The 24,714-nt window shown below is 53.4% G+C and carries 22 protein-coding genes; 18 read left to right on the forward strand and 4 right to left on the reverse strand.

Annotated elements, in window-relative coordinates:
* Nucleotides 1-24: 24 nt before the first annotated feature.
* The 3 genes from dgt (at nt 25) to cdaR (ending at nt 4,418) form a co-directional block, all read left to right on the forward strand.
* Nucleotides 25-1,539 carry a dGTPase gene (gene dgt / locus ACQG2G_RS04000; RefSeq protein ID WP_038418713.1) on the forward strand — a complete coding sequence of 505 codons (1,515 nt, stop codon included), beginning with the start codon at nt 25-27 and terminating at the stop codon, nt 1,537-1,539.
* 131 nt (nt 1,540-1,670) lie between these two features.
* A complete protein-coding gene (gene degP, locus ACQG2G_RS04005) occupies nt 1,671-3,107 on the forward strand; it encodes a serine endoprotease DegP (RefSeq protein WP_013095648.1) in 1,437 nt (478 codons plus the stop codon).
* A gap of 153 nt (nt 3,108-3,260) precedes the next feature.
* Nucleotides 3,261-4,418, forward strand: a complete 1,158-nt coding sequence (gene cdaR / locus ACQG2G_RS04010; RefSeq protein WP_013095649.1) for a DNA-binding transcriptional regulator CdaR — start codon at nt 3,261-3,263, stop codon at nt 4,416-4,418.
* Between the two features lie 105 nt (nt 4,419-4,523).
* Here the strand turns inward: cdaR and ACQG2G_RS04015 are convergent, their stop codons facing one another.
* From ACQG2G_RS04015 to map, 4 genes are all read right to left on the reverse strand, one after another.
* Entirely contained in the window at nt 4,524-4,913 is a 390-nt protein-coding gene (locus ACQG2G_RS04015) for a DUF3461 family protein (protein ID WP_008501916.1), read from the reverse strand.
* A 111-nt stretch (nt 4,914-5,024) separates the two neighbouring features.
* Nucleotides 5,025-5,849: a 2,3,4,5-tetrahydropyridine-2,6-dicarboxylate N-succinyltransferase gene (gene dapD / locus ACQG2G_RS04020; RefSeq protein WP_013095650.1), complete on the reverse strand. Its 825-nt coding sequence runs from the start codon at nt 5,847-5,849 to the stop codon at nt 5,025-5,027.
* Between the two features lie 32 nt (nt 5,850-5,881).
* Complete coding sequence (gene glnD, locus ACQG2G_RS04025; RefSeq protein ID WP_038418715.1) at nt 5,882-8,557, reverse strand: bifunctional uridylyltransferase/uridylyl-removing protein GlnD; 2,676 nt, start codon at nt 8,555-8,557, stop codon at nt 5,882-5,884.
* Between the two features lie 63 nt (nt 8,558-8,620).
* Entirely contained in the window at nt 8,621-9,415 is a 795-nt protein-coding gene (gene map / locus ACQG2G_RS04030) for a type I methionyl aminopeptidase (RefSeq protein WP_013095652.1), read from the reverse strand.
* Between the two features lie 321 nt (nt 9,416-9,736).
* Between map and rpsB the strand changes: the two genes are divergently transcribed.
* From rpsB to rnhB, 15 genes are all read left to right on the forward strand, one after another.
* Nucleotides 9,737-10,462 carry a 30S ribosomal protein S2 gene (gene rpsB, locus ACQG2G_RS04035; RefSeq protein WP_013095653.1) on the forward strand — a complete coding sequence of 242 codons (726 nt, stop codon included), beginning with the start codon at nt 9,737-9,739 and terminating at the stop codon, nt 10,460-10,462.
* Nucleotides 10,463-10,579: 117 nt separating this feature from the next.
* Complete coding sequence (gene tsf / locus ACQG2G_RS04040; RefSeq protein ID WP_008501911.1) at nt 10,580-11,431, forward strand: translation elongation factor Ts; 852 nt, start codon at nt 10,580-10,582, stop codon at nt 11,429-11,431.
* 151 nt (nt 11,432-11,582) lie between these two features.
* Nucleotides 11,583-12,308, forward strand: a complete 726-nt coding sequence (pyrH, locus tag ACQG2G_RS04045) for a UMP kinase (RefSeq protein ID WP_003856194.1) — start codon at nt 11,583-11,585, stop codon at nt 12,306-12,308.
* Nucleotides 12,309-12,475: 167 nt separating this feature from the next.
* Nucleotides 12,476-13,033, forward strand: coding sequence for a ribosome recycling factor (frr, locus tag ACQG2G_RS04050; RefSeq protein ID WP_008501909.1), 558 nt, complete (start codon nt 12,476-12,478; stop codon nt 13,031-13,033).
* A 94-nt stretch (nt 13,034-13,127) separates the two neighbouring features.
* On the forward strand, nt 13,128-14,327 hold the full coding sequence (gene ispC / locus ACQG2G_RS04055) for a 1-deoxy-D-xylulose-5-phosphate reductoisomerase (protein WP_047360383.1): 1,200 nt from the start codon (nt 13,128-13,130) through the stop codon (nt 14,325-14,327).
* 186 nt (nt 14,328-14,513) lie between these two features.
* Entirely contained in the window at nt 14,514-15,272 is a 759-nt protein-coding gene (gene ispU, locus ACQG2G_RS04060; protein WP_028028110.1) for a (2E,6E)-farnesyl-diphosphate-specific ditrans,polycis-undecaprenyl-diphosphate synthase, read from the forward strand.
* A 12-nt stretch (nt 15,273-15,284) separates the two neighbouring features.
* On the forward strand, nt 15,285-16,142 hold the full coding sequence (gene cdsA / locus ACQG2G_RS04065) for a phosphatidate cytidylyltransferase (protein WP_013095657.1): 858 nt from the start codon (nt 15,285-15,287) through the stop codon (nt 16,140-16,142).
* An 11-nt stretch (nt 16,143-16,153) separates the two neighbouring features.
* Nucleotides 16,154-17,506, forward strand: coding sequence for a sigma E protease regulator RseP (rseP, locus tag ACQG2G_RS04070; protein WP_014830712.1), 1,353 nt, complete (start codon nt 16,154-16,156; stop codon nt 17,504-17,506).
* Nucleotides 17,507-17,537: 31 nt separating this feature from the next.
* Nucleotides 17,538-19,955 carry an outer membrane protein assembly factor BamA gene (gene bamA, locus ACQG2G_RS04075; RefSeq protein WP_013095659.1) on the forward strand — a complete coding sequence of 806 codons (2,418 nt, stop codon included), beginning with the start codon at nt 17,538-17,540 and terminating at the stop codon, nt 19,953-19,955.
* 122 nt (nt 19,956-20,077) lie between these two features.
* A complete protein-coding gene (skp, locus tag ACQG2G_RS04080) occupies nt 20,078-20,572 on the forward strand; it encodes a molecular chaperone Skp (protein ID WP_013095660.1) in 495 nt (164 codons plus the stop codon).
* A 3-nt stretch (nt 20,573-20,575) separates the two neighbouring features.
* A complete protein-coding gene (gene lpxD / locus ACQG2G_RS04085) occupies nt 20,576-21,601 on the forward strand; it encodes a UDP-3-O-(3-hydroxymyristoyl)glucosamine N-acyltransferase (RefSeq protein ID WP_248766784.1) in 1,026 nt (341 codons plus the stop codon).
* Nucleotides 21,602-21,705: 104 nt separating this feature from the next.
* Nucleotides 21,706-22,161: a 3-hydroxyacyl-ACP dehydratase FabZ gene (gene fabZ / locus ACQG2G_RS04090; RefSeq protein WP_010426706.1), complete on the forward strand. Its 456-nt coding sequence runs from the start codon at nt 21,706-21,708 to the stop codon at nt 22,159-22,161.
* 3 nt (nt 22,162-22,164) lie between these two features.
* Nucleotides 22,165-22,953 (forward strand): acyl-ACP--UDP-N-acetylglucosamine O-acyltransferase, encoded by a 789-nt coding sequence (gene lpxA / locus ACQG2G_RS04095; RefSeq protein WP_094916179.1) that lies wholly within the window; start codon nt 22,165-22,167, stop codon nt 22,951-22,953.
* The gene (lpxB, locus tag ACQG2G_RS04100) at nt 22,953-24,101 is read left to right on the forward strand and encodes a lipid-A-disaccharide synthase (protein ID WP_013095663.1); all 1,149 of its coding nucleotides are present in this window, start codon (nt 22,953-22,955) and stop codon (nt 24,099-24,101) included. Before lpxA ends, lpxB begins: the two co-directional genes overlap by 1 nt.
* Nucleotides 24,098-24,694, forward strand: coding sequence for a ribonuclease HII (gene rnhB, locus ACQG2G_RS04105; protein WP_013095664.1), 597 nt, complete (start codon nt 24,098-24,100; stop codon nt 24,692-24,694). Before lpxB ends, rnhB begins: the two co-directional genes overlap by 4 nt.
* Nucleotides 24,695-24,714 lie beyond the last annotated feature (20 nt).

Below are 24,714 nucleotides of genomic sequence, written 5' to 3' on the forward strand. Positions count from 1 at the left end.
ACGCATTCTCACGCGGGGGAGCACATGTCACAGATCGATTTTCGCACCAAAATTAACTGGCACCGACGTTTCCGTTCGCCGCAGGGTGAAAAGAGCGAACATGAGATCCTGCGTATCTTCGAAAGCGATCGCGGGCGGATCATTAACTCGCCTGCCATTCGTCGTCTGCAGCAAAAGACCCAGGTGTTTCCGCTTGAGCGTAACGCTGCCGTGCGCACACGCCTTACCCACTCAATGGAAGTTCAGCAGGTGGGGCGCTACATTGCCAAAGAGATTTTAAGCCGTCTCAAAGAGCAGCGCTTGCTGGAAACCTACGGTCTGGATGAGTTGACCGGGCCCTTTGAAAGTATTGTTGAGATGGCCTGCCTGATGCACGACATCGGCAATCCCCCGTTTGGTCACTTTGGTGAGGCGGCGATCAACGACTGGTTCAGGCAGCGACTCTTCCCGTCGGATGCCGTCAGCCAGCCACTCAGTGATGACCGCTGCGTGGTGCGGGATTTACGCTTGCGTGAAGGCGAAGATGGGCTAAACGATCTGCGTCGTAAGGTGCGTCAGGATCTCTGTCATTTTGAAGGCAATGCGCAGGGGATACGACTGGTGCACTCCCTGATGCGCATGAATCTGACCTGGGCACAGGTGGGATGCATCCTCAAATATACCCGTCCCGCCTGGTGGATGGGCGAAACGCCCGCTTCGCACAGCTATCTGATGAAAAAGCCGGGCTATTACCTCTCCGAAGAGGGCTATATTGAGCGGTTACGTAAAGAACTTTCATTGACTGCAAATGGCCGCTTCCCGTTGACGTGGATTATGGAAGCCGCCGATGACATCTCCTATTGCGTTGCTGACCTGGAAGACGCGGTTGAAAAAAGAATATTTAGCGTCGAGGAGCTTTATCAGCATCTTTATGATGCATGGGGGAAACATGAAAAAGGTTCGCTGTTTGCCCAGGTGGTCGAAAATGCCTGGGAAAAATCGCGTGCAAATACATTAAGCCGGAGCACCGAAGATCAGTTCTTTATGTATTTGCGGGTCAATACATTAAATAAACTGGTGCCTTACGCCGCCTCGCGCTTTATTGATAATTTGCCGATGATTTTTAGCGGCGAGTTCAATCATGCCTTGCTGGAGGATGACAGCAGCTTCAGCCAGTTGCTTGAGTTATATAAACATGTCGCGATGCGTCATGTATTCAGCCACCCCGATGTCGAACAGTTAGAGCTACAGGGATACCGGGTAATCAGCGGCTTACTGGAAATATATCGCCCTCTGCTGCAATTGTCGGTCGATGAATTCAGCGAGCTGGTGGAACAAGAGCGCGTGCGACGAATACCGATTGAGTCCCGGCTTTATCAGAAACTTTCTACCCGTCATCGTCTGGCTTACGTTGAAGCCATCGGCAAACTGGATCGCCACTCACCGCAGTGGCCGGTGCTCGAATATTATTATCGCTGTCGTCTCATCCAGGACTATATCAGCGGAATGACCGATTTGTATGCCTGGGATGAGTACCGCAAGCTGATGGCGGTGGAATAATCCCGGAGTTTTGTAAAGACGACCAATAAATTTTTACTTTTTCCATAAACTTATCGCCGGAACTAAGCGGTATAAAACGAATCTGAGTTACACAGCAATTTTGCGTTATCTGTAAATCGAGATTGAGAAACATGAAAAAAACCACATTAGCAATGAGTGCACTGGCTCTGAGTTTAGGTTTAGCGCTGTCTCCTCTGACTGCTACTGCAGCCGAGACCGCGTCATCGGCAGCAACCGCGCAGCAGATGCCAAGCCTGGCACCGATGCTCGAAAAAGTGATGCCATCGGTGGTGAGTATTAACGTTGAGGGCAGCACGACCGTCAATACGCCGCGTATGCCGCGTAACTTCCAGCAGTTCTTCGGCGATAACTCGCCGTTCTGCCAGGACGGTTCGCCATTCCAGAGTTCTCCGTTCTGTCAGGGCGGTGGCGCAGGGGATGACGGCCAGGGCGGCGGCCAGCAGCAGAAATTCATGGCGCTTGGCTCGGGGGTTATTATTGATGCCGCGAAAGGGTATGTCGTTACCAACAACCACGTGGTGGATAACGCCAACAGCATTAAGGTTCAGCTGAGCGACGGGCGTAAATTTGACGCCAAAGTGGTGGGCAAGGACCCACGCTCTGATATCGCACTGATCCAGATTCAGGATCCTAAAAACCTGACGGCGATTAAAATTGCCGACTCCGACGCGCTACGTGTCGGTGACTACACCGTGGCCATCGGTAACCCGTTCGGTCTGGGCGAAACCGTGACCTCGGGGATTGTTTCAGCGCTGGGCCGTAGCGGCCTGAACGCGGAGAACTATGAAAACTTCATCCAGACGGATGCGGCGATCAACCGCGGTAACTCCGGCGGTGCGCTGGTGAACCTGAACGGTGAGCTGATTGGTATTAACACTGCCATCCTGGCACCGGACGGCGGCAACATCGGTATCGGTTTTGCTATCCCAAGTAATATGGTGAAAAACCTGACCGCGCAGATGGTGCAGTACGGCCAGGTGAAACGCGGTGAGCTGGGTATCATGGGTACCGAGCTGAACTCTGAGCTAGCGAAAGCGATGAAAGTTGACGCCCAGCGCGGCGCGTTCGTGAGCCAGGTTATGCCGAACTCCTCCGCAGCAAAAGCGGGGATTAAAGCCGGGGATGTGATCACCTCCCTGAACGGTAAACCGATCAGCAGCTTTGCCGCCCTGCGTGCCGAAGTGGGCTCAATGCCAATTGGCAGCAAAGTCACCCTTGGCCTGCTGCGTGACGGTAAGGCGGTTAACGTGAGTCTGGAGCTGCAGCAGAGCAGTCAGAATCAGGTTGATTCCAGCACCATCTTCAGCGGTATTGAAGGGGCGGAGATGAGCAACAAAGGTGCAGATAAAGGCGTGGTGGTGAATAACGTGAAAGCGAATTCCCCGGCAGCCCGTATCGGCCTGAAAAAAGGTGATGTGATCATGGGTGCTAACCAGCAGCCGGTGAAAAACATCGCTGAACTGCGTAAAATTCTCGACAGCAAACCATCCGTGCTGGCGCTGAATATTCAGCGTGGTGATACCTCTATCTATCTTCTGATGCAATAATCCTCGTAAGCCCCTGCGTGATGTAAGCAGGGGCTTTTTTGTTTCTGTGACCCTTCCCACAAGTCCATACTTCACTGCCTGATTTTGTGCATTCGCACAATGCGACCGTAACCGAACTCCCCTATGCTTGAGCTCTGCTCACAGGAGGGTTACATGGCTGGCTGGCATCTTGATACCAAAATGGCGCAGGATATCGTGGCGCGCACCATGCGCATCATCGATACCAATATCAACGTAATGGATGCCCGCGGGCGCATTATTGGCAGCGGCGATCGCGAGCGTATTGGGGAATTGCACGAAGGTGCACTGCTGGTGCTTTCCCAGGGGCGGGTCGTGGATATCGATGATGCCGTGGCGAAACACCTGCACGGCGTCCGTCAGGGCATCAATTTACCGCTGCGCCTTGAAGGGGAAATTGTTGGCGTAATAGGCCTGACCGGTGAACCCGAATCACTGCGTAAATATGGCGAGCTGGTCTGCATGACGGCGGAGATGATGCTGGAGCAGTCGCGCCTGATGCACCTGCTGGCCCAGGACAGCCGTCTGCGCGAAGAGCTGGTGATGAACCTGATTCAGGCAGAGGAGCATACGCCTGCGCTGAGCGAGTGGGCGCAGCGTCTGGGTATTGACCTGAACCAACCGCGCGTCGTGGCGGTGATTGAGGTGGATAGCGGCCAACTGGGGGTCGATAGCGCGATGGCTGAATTGCAGCAGCTACAAAACGCGCTGGCAACGCCGGAGCGCGACAACCTGGTGGCGATTGTATCCCTGACGGAAATGGTGGTGCTCAAGCCGGCGCTTAACGCGTTCGGTCGCTGGGATGCGGAAGATCACCGTCGTCGTGTGGAGCAGTTAATTTCCCGTATGAAAGAGAATGGTCAGCTGCGTTTTCGCGTCGCCCTGGGGAATTACTTTACCGGGCCTGGCAGTATCGCCCGCTCATGGCGTACGGCGCGTACCACGATGATGGTGGGTAAACAGCGAATGCCGGAAAGCCGCAGCTATTTTTATCAGGATCTGATGCTGCCGGTACTGCTCGACAGCCTGCGCGGTGGCTGGCAGGCCAATGAGCTGGCGCGTCCGCTCGCGCGTCTGAAAGCGATGGACAACAATGGCCTGCTGCGCCGGACGCTACAGGCGTGGTTCCGGCATAACGTGCAGCCGCTGGCGACGTCGAAAGCGCTGTTCATTCACCGCAACACGTTGGAGTATCGGCTCAACAGGATTTCGGAGCTGACAGGGCTGGATCTGGGAAGTTTTGACGACAGACTGCTGCTGTATGTGGCGTTGCAGCTGGATGAACAGCGATGATGCTGTTTGCCGGGTGGCGGCTTCGCCTTACCCGGCCTATATGATGGTTTTCTCCCTCTCCCTGTGGGAGAGGGCCGGGGTGAGGGCATCAGGCCCGCACCCAACTTATTTGTTACGCGTTAATTTCTCAAGATCCGCTTCAATCTCGCTGATCTTATTAGTCACAACGCTTTCAAGGTGACGCAGATCGTCAAGGATCTTACGCTTGAGATCGACTTCGGTACGGTCGCGCTGGCAGATCTGATCGAGTTCATCGATCACATAGCGCAGGTTGGGGCTGATTTCCTGAACCTCTTTGTATCCCTGTCCTACACCGTCTGCGACGACGGTCTTACGCTGGCGTGGATATTTAAACTTCACGCTCTTGGCGAAAAACTCTCCTTTGTCCTTGTGAAAATAGATTTTTAAAATGTCGTTGTTGGCTTCCTGGCGAAGGCTGTAACGATCAATTTCATCAGGATTGGTAATGCCCAGACTTTTCAGATTATCGTACATAGCGGTACCTTTGATCTCAACATAACCTTTGAATAATTAACGAAAAAATCTATTTTCGCCACCCTCAGATATGAAAAAAGCGGGGTTGCCCCCGCTTTTTGTTATATCCGATTAATCGATGGTGCGCAGCAATTCGTTGATGCCCACTTTACCGCGGGTTTTCGCGTCCACTTTCTTCACGATAACCGCACAGTACAGGCTGTACTTACCATCTTTAGACGGCAGGTTGCCGGAAACAACCACGGAGCCTGCCGGAACACGGCCGTAATGGATTTCGCCGGTTTCACGGTCATAAATACGGGTGCTCTGACCGATGTAAACGCCCATAGAGATTACTGAGCCTTCTTCAACGATCACGCCTTCTACCACTTCAGAGCGCGCGCCGATGAAGCAGTTGTCTTCGATGATGGTTGGGTTAGCCTGCAGGGGTTCCAGTACGCCACCGATGCCGACGCCGCCGGAGAGGTGAACGTTTTTACCGATCTGCGCGCAGGAGCCCACGGTAGCCCAGGTATCCACCATGGTACCTTCGTCTACATAGGCACCGATGTTTACGTAGGATGGCATCAGTACGGTGTTACGGGCGATGAACGCGCCCTGACGCACCGCAGCAGGTGGCACTACGCGGAAGCCTTCTTTCTGGAAACGCGCTTCGTCGTAATCAGCGAATTTCATTGGCACTTTATCGAAGTAGCGGCTTTCAGCTCCGTCGATAACCTGGTTATCGTTGATACGGAAAGAGAGCAGCACGGCTTTCTTCAGCCATTGATGAGTGACCCACTGACCGTCGATTTTTTCTGCTACACGCAGCGCGCCGGAATCCAGCAGAGAAATCACCTGGTTAACCGCTTCGCGGGTAACGGTATCCACATTTGCCGGGGTAATCTCGGCGCGACGCTCAAAAGCGGACTCAATAACGTTCTGTAACTGCTGCATTGTTTACTCTTTCCATTTCACTAAAAAACACGTCACCCTTTATCGTTTGGATTGAGGGCTGCTGTCAACCGTTGTTGCACTTCAAGTTGCAGGTCATTATTAAGGGCACGCCGGTCCGCTGTTGCGATTATAAATAAATCTTCTACTCGCTCGCCAATGGTTGTAATTCGGGCCCCGTGGAGCGAAATTCCCAGATCGGCAAAGACCTGGCCGACGCGGGCGAGCAGACCTGGCTGATCCAGCGCAATGAGCTCCAGGAACGATTTACGATCGGTGTGGGTCGGCAGGAAATTGACCTCGGTATCGACGGTAAAGTGGCGCAGTTTCGCGGGCTGACGACGCGGCTGCGGCGGCTGCCAGCTGCGCTGAGTGATGGCCTGCTCCAGACCAAAACGTATCCCCTCATGACGATCCGACGACAGCGGGCTGCCGTCTGGCTCCAGCACAATAAAGGTGTCCATCGCCATGCCGTCCCGGGTGGTGAAAATCTGCGCGTCGTGCACGCTCAGGTTTCGTCTGTCCAGTTCAGCGCATACCGCAGCAAACAGATAAGGGCGGTCCGGGCTCCAGATAAAGATCTCGGTACCGCCGCGCGTCGCCTGCGGGCTGAGCAGGATCATCGGCTGCGACAAATCATGCTGCAGCAGATGCCGCGCATGCCAGGCGAGTTGGTTTGGGCTGTGACGGACAAAGTAGTTGGCACGACAGCGGGCCCAAATCTGATGCAACGCCTCTTCATCAATGTTGTCCATCCGCAGCAGGGCCAGAGCCTGCAACTGATGGTGGCGCACGCGCTCACGCATGTCCGGCGTGTTTTGCATTCCGCGGCGCAGCTGTTTTTCGGTCGCAAAGTACAGTTCACGCAGCAGGCTCTGCTTCCAGCTGTTCCACAGCGTTTCGTTGGTGGCACAGATATCGGCCACCGTCAGGCAGACCAGATAGCGCAGACGGTTTTCTGTTTGTACCTCTTCTGCAAACTGCTTGATTACTTCAGGATCCTGAATGTCACGACGCTGTGCGGTGACTGACATCAGCAGATGATGGCGCACCAGCCAGGCCACCAGCTGTGTTTCACGTGAGTTCAGACCGTGCAGTTCGGCAAACTTCAGCACGTCCTGCGCGCCGAGCACCGAGTGGTCCCCCCCGCGACCTTTGGCGATATCGTGGAACAGGGCGGCAATCAGGATCAGCTCCGGATGGGTCAACCGTGGCCACAGCTCAACGCACAGCGGGTGGCGGGAGCGCGTCTCTTCTTTCGCAAAACTCTCCAGCTTGAGCATGACGCGGATCGTGTGTTCATCCACCGTATAGGCATGGAACAGATCGAACTGCATCTGCCCGACAATGTGCGACCATTGCGGCATATAGGCCCACAGTACGCTGTGACGGTGCATTGGCAGCAGCCCGCGACTGACGGCGCCCGGATGGCGGAGCATGCTCAGGAACAGCGAACGCGCTTCCGGGATATAGCACAGCGGCTGCGTCAGATGGCGGCGCGCATGGCGCAAATGGCGCAGGGTGGTGGAGTAGATCCCGGTGATCGTGCTGTTGCGGACCATGGTGTAGAACATCCGCAGGATCGCTTCCGGCTCGCGCATAAACAGCGTTTCGTCACGCAGATCGATAAGCGTACCGCGTAGCTGAAACTCGTCATCAATGGGGCGCGGTTTTTCGTCGGCCGTCAGCGCCAGAATAGCTTCGTCGAACAGCTGCAATAACATCTGGTTGAGTTCGGTAACGCGTCGGGTCACGCGGAAGAAATCCTTCATCATGTGCTCAACCGGTTCGTTACCTTCGCCGCTGTAGTGAAGGCGCTGGGCCACGCTGAGCTGGCGGTCGAACAACAGACGGTTATCGTAGCGATTAAGTTCAAGATGAAGGGCAAAACGAATGCGCCACAGTAGATGCAGACACTCGTTGAGCTCGTTTCGCTCGGCCTCGGTTAAAAAGCCAAAACCCACCATTTCATCCAGCGAGGTGGCGCCAAAGTGGCGACGGGCTACCCACTGTAATGTGTGGATATCGCGCAGGCCGCCGGGGCTGCTTTTGATATCCGGTTCAAGGTTATAGCTTGTGCCGTGATAGCGCTGGTGGCGCTGATTTTGTTCCTCGACCTTAGCGGCGAAGAACTTTTCTGATGGCCAGAAGCCGTCGCTGAATATGTGTTTTTGCAGTTCCAGGAACAGCGCGACGTCGCCGATCAGCAGGCGGGTTTCAATCAGGTTGGTGGCAACGGTCAGATCCGATAGTCCCTCCAGCAGGCACTCTTCCAGGGTGCGTACGCTGTGGCCGACTTCCAGCTTCACATCCCAGAGCAGCGTCAGCAATTCGCCAATCTTCTGCGCCTGTTCGTCCGGCAGCTTTTTGCGGCTTAAGATCAGCAGGTCAATATCGGAAAGCGGATGCAGCTCACCGCGGCCATAGCCCCCGACGGCAACCAGCGCCACGTCGCTGACCTGCCCGAACCCGTACTCAATCCACAGGCGTTGCAGAAGCTGGTCAATAAATTCGGTGCGCGCTTCAATGAGCTGTTCGGCGGAAATGCCCGCATCAAACGCGCTTCCCAGCCAGCGCTGGAAGACATCCATATGAGCTTTGATGCCGGCACAGCTCAGCTCGTGCTGCGCCCAGACGCCCGGGTTATCGGGCTGGTCGGGAAGGGTGGGAAGTGCTGTGTTAGCATACTGTTCGGGTAATAGATTACTCATCGTGCGCCACCCATAAGAAAAAGCTATCGCCATTAAAAAAGCCGGCATTTGCCGGCTTTTTTATCATTCATCGTGCGTCAGTATTGCCGGGATAGTGTCATCCTTGCGCAACGTCATAATTTCGCAGCCGTTGTCTGTTACCACAATAGTATGCTCGTACTGTGCAGACAAGCTTCTGTCTTTGGTTTTCACCGTCCAGCCATCTTTCATGGTACGGATACGGTAGTCACCCGCGTTGACCATCGGCTCGATGGTGAAGGTCATCCCTTTTTGCAGCACCACGCCGCCGTCATCCGCATCGTAGTGCAGAACCTGCGGCTCTTCGTGGAAGACGCGGCCAATGCCGTGACCACAATATTCGCGAACCACGGAGAAACCTTCCGCTTCGACAAACTTCTGGATAGCGGCACCAATGGTGCGCAGGCGAATGCCCGGTTTCACCATCTTCAGCGCCAGGTAGAGGCTCTCCTGCGTCACTTTACACAGGCGCTCACCCAGGATGGTTGGCTTGCCCACGATAAACATCTTCGAGGTGTCACCGTGGTAATCATCTTTAATGACGGTGACGTCGATGTTGACGATGTCGCCATCTTTCAGCAGTTTTTCGTCATCCGGAATACCGTGGCACACCACTTCATTTATAGAAATGCAGACGGATTTCGGGAAACCGTGGTAGCCGAGGCAGGCGGAGACCGCGTGCTGCTCGTTAACGATATAGTCGTTACAGATGCGGTCCAGTTCGCCGGTGCTGACGCCCGGTTTCACGAACGGCTCGATCATTTCCAGCACTTCCGCGGCCAGACGACCGGCGACGCGCATCTTTTCAATTTCTTCAGGGGTCTTAATAGAGATAGCCATGTAATCTGTCCATCGGTGTCGATTTTTTCGACAATACTAGTCTTAGTACCGTCAATGGTATCAGTCAGGCGCACCCCGTGCCAAACTGAGAATCATTAACAGCACACTACGCCAACAATTATTGGTTTCTGGTCGTGATTTGTGGTATAAAGCGCGCCGGACTTCCGATCCATCTCAGATACACAGGCTGGACGGGAGCGATATATCTCACTTTGTGTAACAACACACACGTATCGGCACATATTCCGGGGTGCCCTTCGGGGTCGGTAATATGGGATACGTGGAGGCATAACCCCAACTTTCAATATAGAGGTTTTAAACATGGCAACTGTTTCCATGCGCGACATGCTCAAGGCTGGTGTTCACTTCGGTCACCAGACCCGTTACTGGAACCCGAAAATGAAGCCTTTCATCTTCGGCGCGCGTAACAAAGTTCACATCATCAACCTTGAGAAAACTGTACCAATGTTCAACGAAGCCCTGGCTGAGCTGAACAAGATCGCTTCCCGTAAAGGTAAGATTCTGTTCGTTGGTACTAAGCGCGCTGCAAGCGAAGCTGTGAAAGATGCTGCTAACAGCTGCGACCAGTTCTTCGTGAACCATCGCTGGTTGGGCGGCATGCTGACCAACTGGAAAACTGTTCGTCAGTCCATCAAGCGCCTGAAAGATCTGGAAACCCAGTCTCAGGACGGTACTTTCGACAAGCTGACTAAGAAAGAAGCGCTGATGCGCACTCGTGAGCTGGACAAGCTGGAAAACAGCCTGGGCGGTATCAAAGATATGGGCGGCCTGCCAGACGCGCTGTTCGTAATCGATGCAGACCACGAGCACATCGCAATCAAAGAAGCTAACAACCTGGGTATCCCGGTATTCGCTATCGTTGATACCAACTCCGATCCGGACGGTGTTGACTTCGTTATCCCGGGTAACGACGACGCAATCCGTGCTGTTAGCCTGTACCTGAGCGCTGTAGCTGCTACCGTTCGTGAAGGCCGTTCCCAGGATCTGGCTTCTCAGGCGGAAGAAAGCTTCGTAGAAGCTGAATAATAAGGTTTCACCCCTTATTAGTACCGTGTATGAATAGGGGCCCATTATCGGCCCCTTTTTTCAATTTATACTGTTTGGCCGCAGGCCGGGCAGTTCACATCTCCCGAGGATTTAAGAATGGCTGAAATTACCGCATCCCTGGTAAAAGAGCTGCGCGAGCGTACTGGCGCAGGCATGATGGATTGCAAAAAAGCGCTGACTGAAGCGAACGGCGACATCGAGCTGGCAATCGAAAACATGCGTAAATCCGGTGCGATCAAAGCAGCTAAAAAAGCAGGCAACGTTGCTGCTGACGGCGTGATCATCACTAAAATCGACGGCAACTACGGCATCATTCTGGAAGTTAACTGCCAGACTGACTTCGTTGCTAAAGATGGTGGTTTCCAGGCGTTTGCTAACAAAGTTCTGGACGCAGCTGTTGCTGGCAAAATCACTGACGTTGAAGTTCTGAAAGCACAGTTCGAAGAAGAACGTGTTGCGCTGGTTGCTAAAATCGGTGAGAACATCAACATCCGTCGCGTAGCGTCCCTGGAAGGCGACGTTCTGGGTTCTTACCAGCACGGTGCGCGTATCGGTGTTCTGGTTGCGGCTAAAGGCGCTGACGAAGAGCTGGTTAAACAGCTGGCAATGCACATCGCTGCAAGCAAACCAGAATTCGTTAAGCCAGAAGACGTGTCTGCTGAAGTGGTAGAGAAAGAGTACCAGGTTCAGCTGGACATCGCGATGCAGTCTGGTAAGCCAAAAGAAATCGCAGAGAAAATGGTTGAAGGCCGCATGAAGAAATTCACCGGCGAAGTTTCTCTGACTGGCCAGCCTTTCGTTATGGATCCAAGCAAATCCGTTGCTCAGCTGCTGAAAGAGCACAACGCTGACGTAACTGGCTTCATCCGCTTCGAAGTGGGCGAAGGCATCGAGAAAGTTGAGACTGACTTCGCAGCAGAAGTTGCTGCAATGTCCAAGCAGTCTTAATGATGAAAAAGGAGCCGCCTGAGGGCGGCTTCTTTTTGTCACCCGTCAGACGAAAATCAGACAGGATCCCGTATCGCTGTGCTGGTATGCGACATACTATGTCGCCAGAATTAACCCCCATCTTAATCGTTGACAGTCTCAGGAAAGAAACATGGCTACCAATGCAAAACCCGTGTACAAACGCATTCTGCTTAAGCTGAGTGGCGAAGCGCTGCAGGGATCGGAAGGCTTCGGTATTGACGCAAGCATTCTCGACCGCATGGCACAGGAGATCAAAGAACTTGTCGAACTGGGTATTCAGGTCGGCGTGGTCATTGGCGGTGGCAACCTTTTCCGTGGTGCTGGTCTGGCGAAAGCGGGGATGAACCGCGTTGTGGGCGACCATATGGGTATGCTGGCAACCGTGATGAACGGTCTGGCAATGCGTGATGCGTTGCATCGTGCCTATGTGAATGCCCGCCTGATGTCCGCTATTCCTTTGAATGGCGTTTGCGATAACTACAGCTGGGCAGAAGCGATCAGCCTGCTGCGCAACAACCGCGTGGTGATCCTCTCCGCCGGTACGGGTAACCCGTTCTTTACAACCGATTCCGCTGCCTGCCTGCGCGGTATCGAAATCGAAGCCGATGTGGTGCTGAAAGCAACCAAAGTGGATGGCGTGTTTACCGCCGACCCGGCAAAAGATCCCTCTGCCACCATGTACGATCAGCTGTCCTACAGCGAAGTGCTGGAAAAAGAGCTGAAAGTGATGGATCTTGCCGCCTTCACGCTGGCTCGCGACCACAAACTGCCGATCCGTGTCTTCAATATGAATAAGCCTGGCGCACTGCGCCGCGTGGTCATGGGCGAAAAAGAAGGCACATTGATCACGGAATAATTTCCGTCGGCGATAAATACAGGTAAGATTCCGCTTTATTTTGAAGTGGTATCTTACCCGGACGCGCCATTGGCGTTGTCATGAATTAAACGCGACTATACTTAGCACACCTGTAGCACTGTGCTGGCGGATAGTCTGCCTGAGACAAGTTTTCAAGGATTCGTAACGTGATTAACGACATCAGAAAAGATGCTGAAGTACGCATGGAAAAATGCGTAGAAGCGTTCAAAACCCAAATCAGCAAAATCCGTACTGGCCGTGCTTCTCCAAGCCTGCTGGATGGCATCATCGTAGAGTACTACGGTACGCCTACCCCTCTGCGCCAGCTGGCGAGCGTGACCGTAGAAGATACCCGCACGCTGAAAATCAACGTGTTCGATCGCTCTATGGGCCCGGCGGTTGAGAAAGCGATCATGGCATCTGACCTCGGTCTGAACCCAAGCTCTGCGGGTGCTGATATCCGTGTTCCACTGCCTCCACTGACCGAAGAGCGTCGTAAAGACCTGATCAAAGTCGTGCGTGGCGAAGCTGAGCAGGGTCGTGTTTCCGTGCGTAACGTCCGTCGCGACGCTAACGATAAAGTGAAAGCGCTGCTGAAAGAAAAAGAGATCAGTGAAGATGACGATCGTCGTTCACAGGACGACATTCAGAAAATGACTGACGCTGCCATCAAGAAAATTGATGCGGCGCTGGCAGATAAAGAAGCGGAACTGATGCAGTTCTGATTTCTGTCTTACACTGATAAACGCCGTTCAGAGGGACTTCGGGTCTTGCTGGCGGCGTTTTGCTTTTATCTGGTCTAACTTTTTCGGGCATCTCATGAAGCATTTAACTCTCCTTGGCTCAACCGGATCTATCGGTTGCAGCACTCTCGACGTTGTACGCCACAACCCTGCGCTTTACACCGTGACAGCACTGGTGGCCGGGAAGAATGTGCAGCGAATGGTTGAGCAGTGTCTGGAGTTTACGCCCCGCTATGCGGTAATGGATGACGAAGAGAGCGCCCGCCAGCTGAAAGCCGTTCTGCAAGAGAAGGGCAGTCGTACTGAGGTTCTGAGCGGGCAGCAGGCTGCCTGTGAGATGGCCGCGCTGGATGAGGTCGATCAGGTGATGGCCGCCATTGTTGGCGCGGCCGGGTTGCTGCCGACGCTGGCCGCCATCGATGCCGGTAAAGATGTTCTGCTGGCGAATAAAGAGTCGCTGGTGACCTGCGGACGCCTGTTTATGGAGGCGGTTAAGCAGCGCGGAGCACGACTTTTGCCGGTCGACAGCGAGCACAACGCCATTTTTCAGAGTTTACCGCAACCTTTTCAGCAGAACCTGGGGTACGCTGACCTGGAGCAGAATGGGGTTGTATCGATTTTGCTTACCGGGTCTGGTGGCCCGTTCCGTGAAACGCCACTGTCTGAACTGAGCGCAATGACGCCGGATCAGGCGTGCCGTCATCCGAACTGGTCAATGGGGCGTAAGATCTCCGTTGACTCTGCCACTATGATGAACAAAGGTCTGGAATACATTGAAGCTCGCTGGCTGTTTAACGCGTCGGCGAAACAGATGGAAGTGCTGATCCACCCGCAATCGGTGATTCACTCGATGGTGCGCTATCAGGACGGCAGCGTGCTGGCACAGCTGGGAGAGCCGGATATGCGTACGCCAATTGCACATGCAATGGCATGGCCTGAACGCGTGAAATCTGGCGTGAAGCCACTCGATTTTTGCAAGCTGAGTTCCCTGACGTTTAGTGAACCTGACTACGATCGTTATCCGTGTCTTAAGCTTGCAATGAATGCCTTTGACCAAGGGCAGGCGGCGACGACGGCACTCAATGCAGCCAATGAAATTACCGTTGAAGCATTTCTGAATCAGCAGATCCGTTTCACCGATATCGCTATGCTGAATTTGTCGGTACTGGAGTTGATGGATCTGCGCGAACCACAAAGCGTGGAAGAGGTGCTGGCGGTGGATGAGCAGGCTCGTATTATTGCGCGCAAACAGGTGACACGTCTCGCAAGCTGGTGATAAAGCAAGCACTAGTCGTCGTGCTATTTGTTAGCGTTGGGCTTCGGTGATATAGTCTGCGCCACCTGATCGCAGGTATTTGACTTTAAGTGGTCAGGTAAGCCGTGGTTTGACACGGCTTTTTTACGTATAGGCTTCAGTATTCCTGAGTACCGTTAAATCCTTTTCAGGGACTAAAAACGCGTTATGTTGTCTGCGAATCAACCAATAAGCGAAAACTTGCCAGCTCATGGCTGCCGTCATGTAGCAATCATCATGGATGGCAATGGCCGCTGGGCGAAAAGACAAGGGAAGATACGAGCCTTTGGGCATAAAGCTGGGGCGAAATCTGTTCGCCGCGCCGTCTCTTTTGCCGCCAATAACGGCATTGATGCGTTAACGCTCTATGCTTTTAGCAGTGAAAACTGGAATCGACCTGCGCAGGAAGTGACTGCGTTGATGGAGCTGTTTGTGTGGGCGCTCGACAGCGAAGTAAAAAGCCTGCACCGCCACAACGTGCGCCTGCGTGTCATTGGCGAAACCAGTCGTTTTAACTCACGTTTGCAGGAACGGATTCGTAAAGCAGAAGCGCTGACTGAAAATAACACGGGTCTGACGCTGAATATCGCGGCGAATTACGGTGGACGCTGGGATATTATCCAGGGAGTTCGGCACCTGGCCGAACAGGTTCAGGAAGGGTTGTTGAGACCCGACCAAATTGATGAAGACGCGCTGAGCAAGCAAATCTGCATGAATGAACTGGCACCTGTGGATTTGGTAATTAGGACAGGGGGAGAACATCGCATAAGTAACTTTTTGCTGTGGCAAATTGCCTATGCCGAACTTTACTTTACGGATGTGCTTTGGCCCGATTTTGATGAACAAGACTTTGAAGGTGCGCTGCATGCCTTTGCCAATCGAGAGCGTCGTTTCGGCGGCACCGAGCCTGGTGGCGACAAAGCCTGATGGGGGTAGCTTTTGCTGAAGTATCGCCTGATTTCCGCTTTTGTATTAATACCCATTGTCATTGCGGCGCTGTTTTTACTGCCCCCGGTGGGATTTGCTATTGTCACGCTGGTGGTGTGTATGCTGGCCGCGTGGGAATGGGGACAGTTTAGCGGCTTTACGTCGCGCAGTCAGCGGGTATGGCTGGCGGTACTCTGTGGCTTGATCCTGGCCCTGATGCTGTTTACCTTGCCGGAATATCACCATGATATTCACCAACCACTGGTTGCCGGGTCCCTGTGGGTATCGTTGGCCTGGTGGATCGCCGCCCTTGTTTTGGTGCTTTTTTATCCAGGCTCCGCGGCGTTATGGCGCAACTCAAAAGTGCTGCGCCTTATATTTGGTCTTCTTACCATCGTGCCTTTTTTCTGGGGCATGGTGGCTCTGCGCGCCTGGCACTACGACGAAAACCACTACAGCGGTGCGATTTGGCTGCTTTATGTGATGATTCTGGTCTGGGGGGCTGACTCTGGGGCCTATATGTTTGGTAAACTGTTCGGCAAACATAAACTGGCTCCGAAGGTGTCGCCTGGTAAAACCTGGCAAGGATTCATCGGCGGCCTGTTTACGGCAGCGATTATCTCCTGGGGCTATGGCGTCTGGGCGAATCTGGACATTGCACCGTCAATACTGCTGGTGTGTTCGATTTTTGCCGCGCTGGCCTCGGTACTCGGTGATTTAACCGAAAGTATGTTCAAGCGAGAAGCAGGGATTAAGGACAGCGGACACCTGATTCCAGGGCATGGCGGGATACTGGATCGCATTGACAGCTTGACAGCGGCTGTTCCCGTGTTTGCTTGTCTGCTTTTACTGGTATTCGGGACGATTTAACGGAAGGTTTTATGCTGAGCATTCTCTGGAATCTGGCGGCGTTCATTGTTGCACTGGGTGTACTGATTACCGTGCATGAATTTGGCCATTTCTGGGTTGCTCGCCGTTGCGGTGTGCGCGTAGAGCGGTTCTCCATCGGTTTTGGCAAATCACTCTGGACGCGTACTGACCGTCACGGCACGGAATTTGTCATCGCCCTTATCCCGCTCGGTGGCTACGTCAAAATGCTCGACGAACGTGTTGAGCCTGTGGCCCCTGAGCTTCGACACAGCGCGTTTAATAACAAAACCGTTGGACAACGTGCCGCCATCATTGCTGCCGGACCGGTAGCCAATTTCATCTTTGCTATCTTCGCTTACTGGCTGGTGTTTATCATCGGCGTTCCGGGCGTGCGTCCGGTTGTCGGTGAAATCGCCCCCAATTCCATCGCGGCGAGTGCGCAAATTACGCCGGGGATGGAACTTAAAGCGATTGATGGTATCGAAACCCCTGATTGGGATGCCGTGCGACTGCAACTGGTAGCCAAAATCGGTGATGAGCAGACCACGGTCAGCGTGTCGCCGTTTGGTTCTGACCAGCGACAGAATAAAGTGCTGGATTTGCGTCACTGGAGTTTCGAACCAGACAAAGAAGATCCCGTCTCTGCGCTGGGGATTCGCCCACGTGGTGCGCAGATCGAACCGATATTAGCCGAAGTTCAGGCAAATTCGGCGGCGAGCAAAGCGGGTTTGCAAGCTGGCGACAGGATCGTTAAAGTCGATGGTCAGCCATTAACACAGTGGATGACCTTTGTTACTCTGGTGCGCGATAATCCGGGTACGTCGCTCGCGCTGGAAGTTGAAAGGCAGGGTAGTCCACTCTCGCTGACGCTGATCCCGGATAGCAAATCGGTCGGCAAAAAGGCAGAAGGGTTTGCAGGCGTTGTGCCTAAAGTGATCCCGCTGCCTGATGAGTACAAGACAATACGCCAGTATGGGCCGTTTAGCGCCATCCTTGAAGCCACGGATAAAACATGGCAACTGATGAAGCTGACGGTAAACATGTTGGGGAAATTGATAACCGGTGATGTGAAACTGAACAACCTCAGTGGGCCAATTTCGATAGCTCAGGGGGCTGGGATGTCAGCGGAGTTCGGGGTGATTTACTATCTCATGTTTCTCGCGCTCATTAGCGTGAACCTTGGGATCATCAACCTGTTCCCGCTTCCCGTTTTAGACGGGGGTCATCTGCTGTTTTTAGCGATTGAAAAGCTAAAAGGCGGGCCGGTATCCGAGCGAGTTCAAGACTTTAGTTATCGCATTGGCTCGATTTTGCTGGTGCTGTTAATGGGGCTTGCACTTTTCAATGATTTCTCTCGGTTGTAAGAGAGTTAGTTAGGAAGAACGCATAATAACGATGGCGATGAAAAAGTTGCTCATAGCGTCGCTGCTGTTTAGCAGCGCCACCGTATACGGTGCTGACGGGTTCGTAGTGAAAGACATTCATTTCGAAGGCCTTCAGCGTGTCGCCGTTGGTGCGGCCCTCCTCAGTATGCCTGTGCGCCCCGGCGATACGGTTAATGATGATGACATCAGTAACACCATCCGTGCTCTGTTTGCCACCGGCAACTTTGAGGATGTCCGCGTCCTGCGCGATGGTGATACGCTGCTGGTTCAGGTAAAAGAACGTCCAACGATCGCCAGTATCACTTTCTCCGGTAACAAGTCGGTGAAAGATGACATGCTCAAGCAGAACCTTGAAGCATCCGGTGTTCGTGTGGGGGAATCTCTGGACCGCACCACCCTTTCAGACATTGAAAAAGGTCTGGAAGATTTCTATTACAGCGTCGGTAAGTACAGCGCCAGCGTGAAAGCGGTGGTGACTCCGCTGCCGCGTAACCGTGTTGACCTGAAGCTGGTCTTCCAGGAAGGCGTCTCGGCGAAGATCCAACAGATCAACATCGTCGGGAACCACGCGTTCACTACCGACGAACTGATCTCCACCTTCCAGCTGCGTGACGAAGTGCCGTGGTGGAACGTGGTGGGCGATCGCAAATACCAGAAACAGAAACTGGCGGGCGACCTCGAAACCCTGCGCAGCTACTATCTGGATCGCGGTTATGCCCGTTTCAACATCGACTCGACTCAGGTGAGTCTGACCCCGGACAAGAAAGGGATCTACATTACGATTAACATCACAGAAGGCGATCAGTACAAGCTTTCGGGTGTTGAAGTAAGTGGCAACCTGGCGGGGCATTCTGCCGAGATCGAATCGCTGACCAAAATTCAGCCAGGCGATCTGTACAGCGGTTCTAAAGTAACCAAAATGGAAGACGGCATTAAAAAGCTGCTCGGCCGTTATGGTTATGCCTATCCGCGTGTGCAAACTCAGCCGGAAATCAACGACGCGGATAAAACCGTTAAGCTTCACGTTAACGTTGATGCAGGCAACCGTTTCTACGTGCGTAAGATCCGCTTCGAAGGTAACGACACCTCCAAAGATTCCGTTCTGCGTCGCGAAATGCGCCAGATGGAAGGGGCATGGTTGGGTAGCGACCTCGTTGACCAGGGTAAAGAGCGTCTGAACCGTCTGGGCTATTTTGAAACGGTTGATACCGATACCCAGCGTGTGCCGGGCAGCCCGGACCAGGTGGATGTCGTATACAAAGTGAAAGAGCGTAATACCGGTAGCTTTAACTTCGGTGTGGGCTACGGTACTGAAAGCGGCGTGAGCTTCCAGGTTGGCGTTCAGCAGGATAACTGGCTGGGTACGGGTTACTCGGTGGGTATCAACGGTACCAAAAACGACTACCAGACCTACTCTGAGTTCTCTGTCACTAACCCATACTTCACCGTTGACGGTGTGAGCCTGGGCGGTCGTATCTTCTATAACGACTTTAAAGCAGACGACGCGGATCTGTCCTCGTACACCAACAAGAGTTACGGTGTAGATGGTACGCTTGGATTCCCGGTTAACGAATACAACACCCTGCGTGCGGGCTTAGGTTACGTGCATAACGACCTGTCCAATATGCAACCGCAGGTGGCAATGTGGCGTTATCTCGACTCTATCGGCCAGTCGGCGAGCACCTCCAGCGATAACAACGGTTTTGCGGCGGATGACTTCACCTTCAACTACGGTTGGACGTATAACCGCCTTGACCGTGGTTACTTCCCAACGGAAGGTTCTCGTGTCAACCTGAATGGTAAAGTGACTATTCCTGGTTCTGATAACGAGTTCTACAAGTTAACGCTCGATACTGCCTCGTACTTCCCGATCGATGACGATCATAAGTGGGTGGTTCTGGGTCGTACCCGTTGGGGCTATGGCGATGGTTTAGGCGGCAAAGAGATGCCGTTCTATGAGAACTTTTACGCCGGTGGTTCCAGTACCGTTCGTGGCTTCCAGTCCAACAACATTGGTCCGAAAGCGGTTTATTACGGCGGTAATGACGAAGATAACTGCGCAAGCCGGGATCCAAAACAGGTTTGTAGCTCTGATGATGCGGTAGGCGGTAACGCCATGGCCGTGGCGAGCCTTGAGTTCATCACGCCAACGCCATTCATCAGTGATAAATACGCGAACTCAGTCCGTACGTCCTTCTTCTGGGATGCCGGTACCGTGTGGGATACCAACTGGGAGAACACTGCCCAGATGCGTGCGGCAGGTGTTCCAGACTACAGCGATCCGGGCAATATTCGCATGTCTGCAGGTATCGCATTACAATGGATGTCACCGCTGGGGCCGTTGGTCTTCTCTTACGCCCAGCCGTTTAAGAAATATGATGGAGATAAGTCGGAGCAATTCCAGTTTAACATTGGTAAAACCTGGTAATTCTCCGCGGCAAAGTAATGCGTTGGCAGTGTAGCGCTGACAACCGGCGATCGGTAAAACGATCGCCTTGCCACGCAAAGAACGGTACCTTCTGGTGCCAATGGGATGGTAAGGAGTTAATTGTGAAAAAGTGGTTATTAGCTGCAGGTCTCGGTTTAGCGATGGCAACTTCTGCTCAGGCAGCAGACAAAATTGCAATCGTCAACATGGGTAATTTGTTCCAGCAGGTTGCACAGAAAACTGGCGTTTCTGCGACTCTGGAAAACGAATTCAAAGGCCGTGCAAGCGAACTGCAGGGTATGGAAAACGATCTTCAGTCCAAAATGCAGCGTCTGCAGCGTGATGGTTCTACCATGAAATCAAGCGAGCGCAGCAAACTGGAAAAAGACGTAATGGCTCAGCGCCAGACGTTCTCCCAGAAAGCGCAGGCTTTCGAGCAGGATCGTCAGCGTCGTTCTAACGAAGAGCGTGGCAAGCTGGTGACTCGCATTCAGACTGCTGTTAAAGCAGTTGCTGCCGATCAGAACATCGATCTGGTTGTTGATGCGAACGCCGTTGCTTTCAACAGCAGCGATGTTAAAGACATCACCGCTGATGTTCTGAAACAGGTTAAATAAGTAATGCCTTCAATTCGACTGGCTGATTTAGCTCAGCAGTTGGATGCAGAATTACACGGTGATGGCGATATCGTCATCACCGCTGTTGCGTCCATGCAATCTGCTAAAGCTGGCAATATTACCTTCATGGTAAGCCCTAAGTACCGTGAACATCTGGCTCAATGCCAGGCGTCGGCTGTTGTTCTGACGCAGGACGATCTTCCGTTTGCCACTGGTGCGGCACTGGTAGTGAAAAATCCCTACCTGACGTATGCTCGCATGGCACAAATTCTTGATACCACGCCGCAGCCGGCGCAAAACATTGCTGCCAGTGCAGCAATCGATCCGACGGCTCAGCTGGGTAACAACGTAGCAGTCGGCGCAAATGCCGTGATCGAGTCTGGCGTCGTACTGGGCGATAATGTCGTCATCGGCCCGGGCTGCTTCGTTGGGAAAAAAACAAAAATCGGCGCCGGGACCCGTTTGTGGGCCAATGTGTCCGTCTACCACGAAGTTGAAATCGGCGAAAATTGCCTCGTTCAGTCCAGCACAGTGATTGGTTCTGACGGTTTTGGCTACGCTAACGATCGTGGTAATTGGGTTAAGATCCCGCAACTTGGTCGCGTTATCATTGGCGATCGCGTTGAGATCGGAGCCTGCACCACCATTGACCGTGGTGCGCTTGACGACACCATTATCGGCAACGGTGTTATTATCGATAATCAGTGCCAGATTGCGCATAACGTTGTGATTGGCGACAATACCGCGGTTGCAGGTGGCGTCATCATGGCAGGCAGTCTGAAAATTGGCCGTTACTGCATGATTGGCGGTGCCAGCGTGATCAATGGTCATATGGAAATATGCGACAAGGTCACCGTGACGGGAATGGGCATGGTAATGCGTCCTATCACTGAGCCAGGCGTCTATTCCTCAGGCATCCCGCTGCAACCTAACAAGGTATGGCGTAAAACAGCAGCTCTGGTGATGAATATTGATGATATGAGCAAGCGACTCAAGTCCCTTGAGCGTAAGATCGATCAACAAGACTAAGCGTTCATCTTTTTAACGCTTAATTTCCCGGCCTGTCGGCTTTCTTTTAAACCGGCAGGCCGTGTTATTATTGCTAATCAGTACATTTTGACAGGAAGAGTATTTTGACTACCGACACTCATACTCTGCATATTGAAGAGATTTTAGAACTTCTGCCGCACCGCTACCCGTTTTTGCTGGTAGACCGTGTGCTGGATTTTGAAGAAGGTCGTTTTCTGCGCGCAGTGAAAAATGTCTCCGTTAACGAGCCATTCTTCCAGGGGCACTTCCCTGGTAAACCCATCTTCCCGGGTGTGTTGATCCTGGAAGCGATGGCACAAGCTACCGGTATTCTTGCGTTTAAAAGCGTAGGCAAACTGGAGCCGGGTGAACTGTACTACTTCGCGGGTATCGATGAAGCGCGCTTCAAGCGTCCTGTCGTGCCTGGTGATCAGATGATCATGGAAGTCACTTTTGAAAAAACGCGTCGTGGCCTGACTCGCTTTAAAGGCGTAGCGCTGGTTGACGGCAAAGTTGTTTGCGAAGCGACGATGATGTGTGCTCGTAGCCGGGAGTCCTGATACGTGATTGATAAATCTGCCTTTATTCATCCTACCGCCATTGTGGAAAACGGCGCCATTATTGGTGCTAATGTCCACATTGGCCCGTTCTGTATTGTTGGTCCCCATGTCGAAATTGGTGAGGGTACAGTACTGAAATCTCACGTTGTCGTGAATGGTCATACGACCATTGGCAGCAACAATGAGATCTATCAGTTCGCCTCCATCGGCGAAGTTAACCAGGATTTAAAATATGCTGGTGAGTCGACCCGTCTGGAAATTGGCGATCGTAACCGTATCCGCGAAAGCGTCACCATTCATCGTGGAACAGTACAGGGTGGTGGGTTGACGAAGGTGGGCAGCGATAACCTGTTTATGGTTAATGCGCACATCGCGCACGACTGTACCGTAGGTGACCGCTGTATTCTTGCCAACAACGCAACGCTGGCAGGACACGTATCGGTTGATGATTTCGCAATTATTGGCGGTATGACCGCAGTCCATCAGTTCTGCATCATTGGTGCACATGTGATGGTCGGCGGATGCTCCGGTGTGGCGCAGGACGTCCCACCGTATGTAATTGCACAGGGCAACCATGCCACGCCATTCGGCGTGAACATCGAAGGCCTCAAGCGTCGTGGCTTTAGTCGCGAAGCGATTACGGCTATCCGCAACGCGTATAAGTTACTGTACCGTAGCGGCAAAACGCTGGAAGAGGCGAAGCCGGAAATTGCCGAACTGGCGGAAAAGCACCCTGAAGTGAACGCGTTCATGGAATTCTTTGACCGTTCCACAAGGGGTCTGATTCGTTAATGGTCGACAGTCGTCCGCTTACGATAGCCCTGGTCGCCGGAGAAACCTCCGGCGATATTCTTGGTGCCGGTCTTATCCGCGCGCTTAAGGCTCGCGTACCTGATGCTCGCTTTGTTGGCGTTGCAGGCCCGCTAATGCAGGCTGAAGGCTGCGAAGCCTGGTACGAAATGGAAGAGCTGGCCGTGATGGGCATTGTTGAGGTGCTGGGGCGACTGCGTCGTCTGCTGCATATCCGCGCCGATCTTACCCGCCGCTTCACCGAGCTCAAACCCGATGTCTTTGTCGGTATCGATGCGCCTGACTTCAACATTACCCTCGAAGGGAATCTGAAAAAGCAGGGCATTAAAACCATTCACTACGTCAGTCCGTCCGTCTGGGCGTGGCGACAGAAACGCGTTTTCAAAATCGGACGGTCAACCAATCTGGTGCTGGCTTTCCTGCCTTTCGAAAAAGCGTTTTACGACAAATTTAACGTTCCGTGCCGTTTTATCGGGCATACCATGGCGGATGCGATGCCGCTGGATCCGGATAAAAACGCAGCGCGTGACGTGCTGGGGATCCCTCACGATGCGCACTGTCTGGCTCTTCTGCCGGGTAGCCGTGGCGCAGAAGTAGAGATGCTTAGCGCGGACTTCCTGAAAACCGCGCAAATTCTGCGCGATACCTATCCCGATCTCGAAGTGGTTGTGCCGCTGGTGAACGCCAAGCGCCGGGAGCAGTTTGAGCGTATCAAAGCCGAGGTTGCACCGGATCTTCACATCCATCTGCTGGATGGAAAAGGCCGTGAGGCGATGGTCGCGAGCGATGCCGCGCTGCTGGCCTCCGGTACGGCAGCCCTGGAGTGCATGCTGGCGAAATGTCCGATGGTGGTAGGCTATCGCATGAAACCGTTCACCTTCTGGCTGGCCAAACGCCTGGTGAAGACGGAGTACGTTTCGCTGCCAAACCTGCTCGCCGGGCGTGAACTGGTGAAAGAGCTTCTGCAGGACGAGTGTCAGCCTCAGGCGCTGGCCGATGCGCTGCTACCGCTGCTTGCCAACGGCAAGACCAGCCACCAGATGCATGATACGTTCCGCGAACTGCATCAGCAGATCCGCTGTAATGCCGATGAGCAAGCGGCTGATGCGGTGCTGGAGTTAGCAAGATGATGGAATTTATTTATCCTCACACCCACCTTGTTGCGGGTGTGGACGAAGTGGGCCGTGGCCCGTTAGTGGGCGCTGTTGTGACCGCGGCGGTGATCCTCGATCCTGCCCGTCCGATTATCGGGTTGAATGACTCCAAAAAGCTTTCAGAAAAGCGCCGACTGGCGTTATTTGATGAGATTCAGGAAAAAGCATTAGCCTGGAGCCTTGGGCGTGCTGAACCGCATGAAATTGACGAGCTGAACATCCTGCATGCCACAATGCTGGCGATGCAGCGTGCGGTGGCGGGGCTGAAAATTGCCCCGGAGTATGTTCTTATTGACGGCAACCGTTGCCCTGCATTACCAGTGCCTTCCATGGCGGTAGTAAAAGGGGATAGCCGGGTCGCGGAAATCAGTGCGGCTTCTATTATTGCCAAAGTGACTCGCGATGCTGAAATGGCCGCGCTGGATCTCACTTACCCTCAGTATGGCTTCGCTCAGCATAAAGGGTATCCTACAGCCTTCCACCTGGAAAAGCTGGCTGAACATGGCGCAACCGAGCATCACCGGCGCAGTTTTGGCCCGGTGAAACGCGCGCTGGGACTGGTGTCCTGAATCAATACGCAAGCAATTAA

Source organism: Enterobacter cloacae complex sp. 382A5, assembly GCF_050031095.1.
GTDB lineage: Bacteria > Pseudomonadota > Gammaproteobacteria > Enterobacterales > Enterobacteriaceae > Enterobacter > Enterobacter cloacae.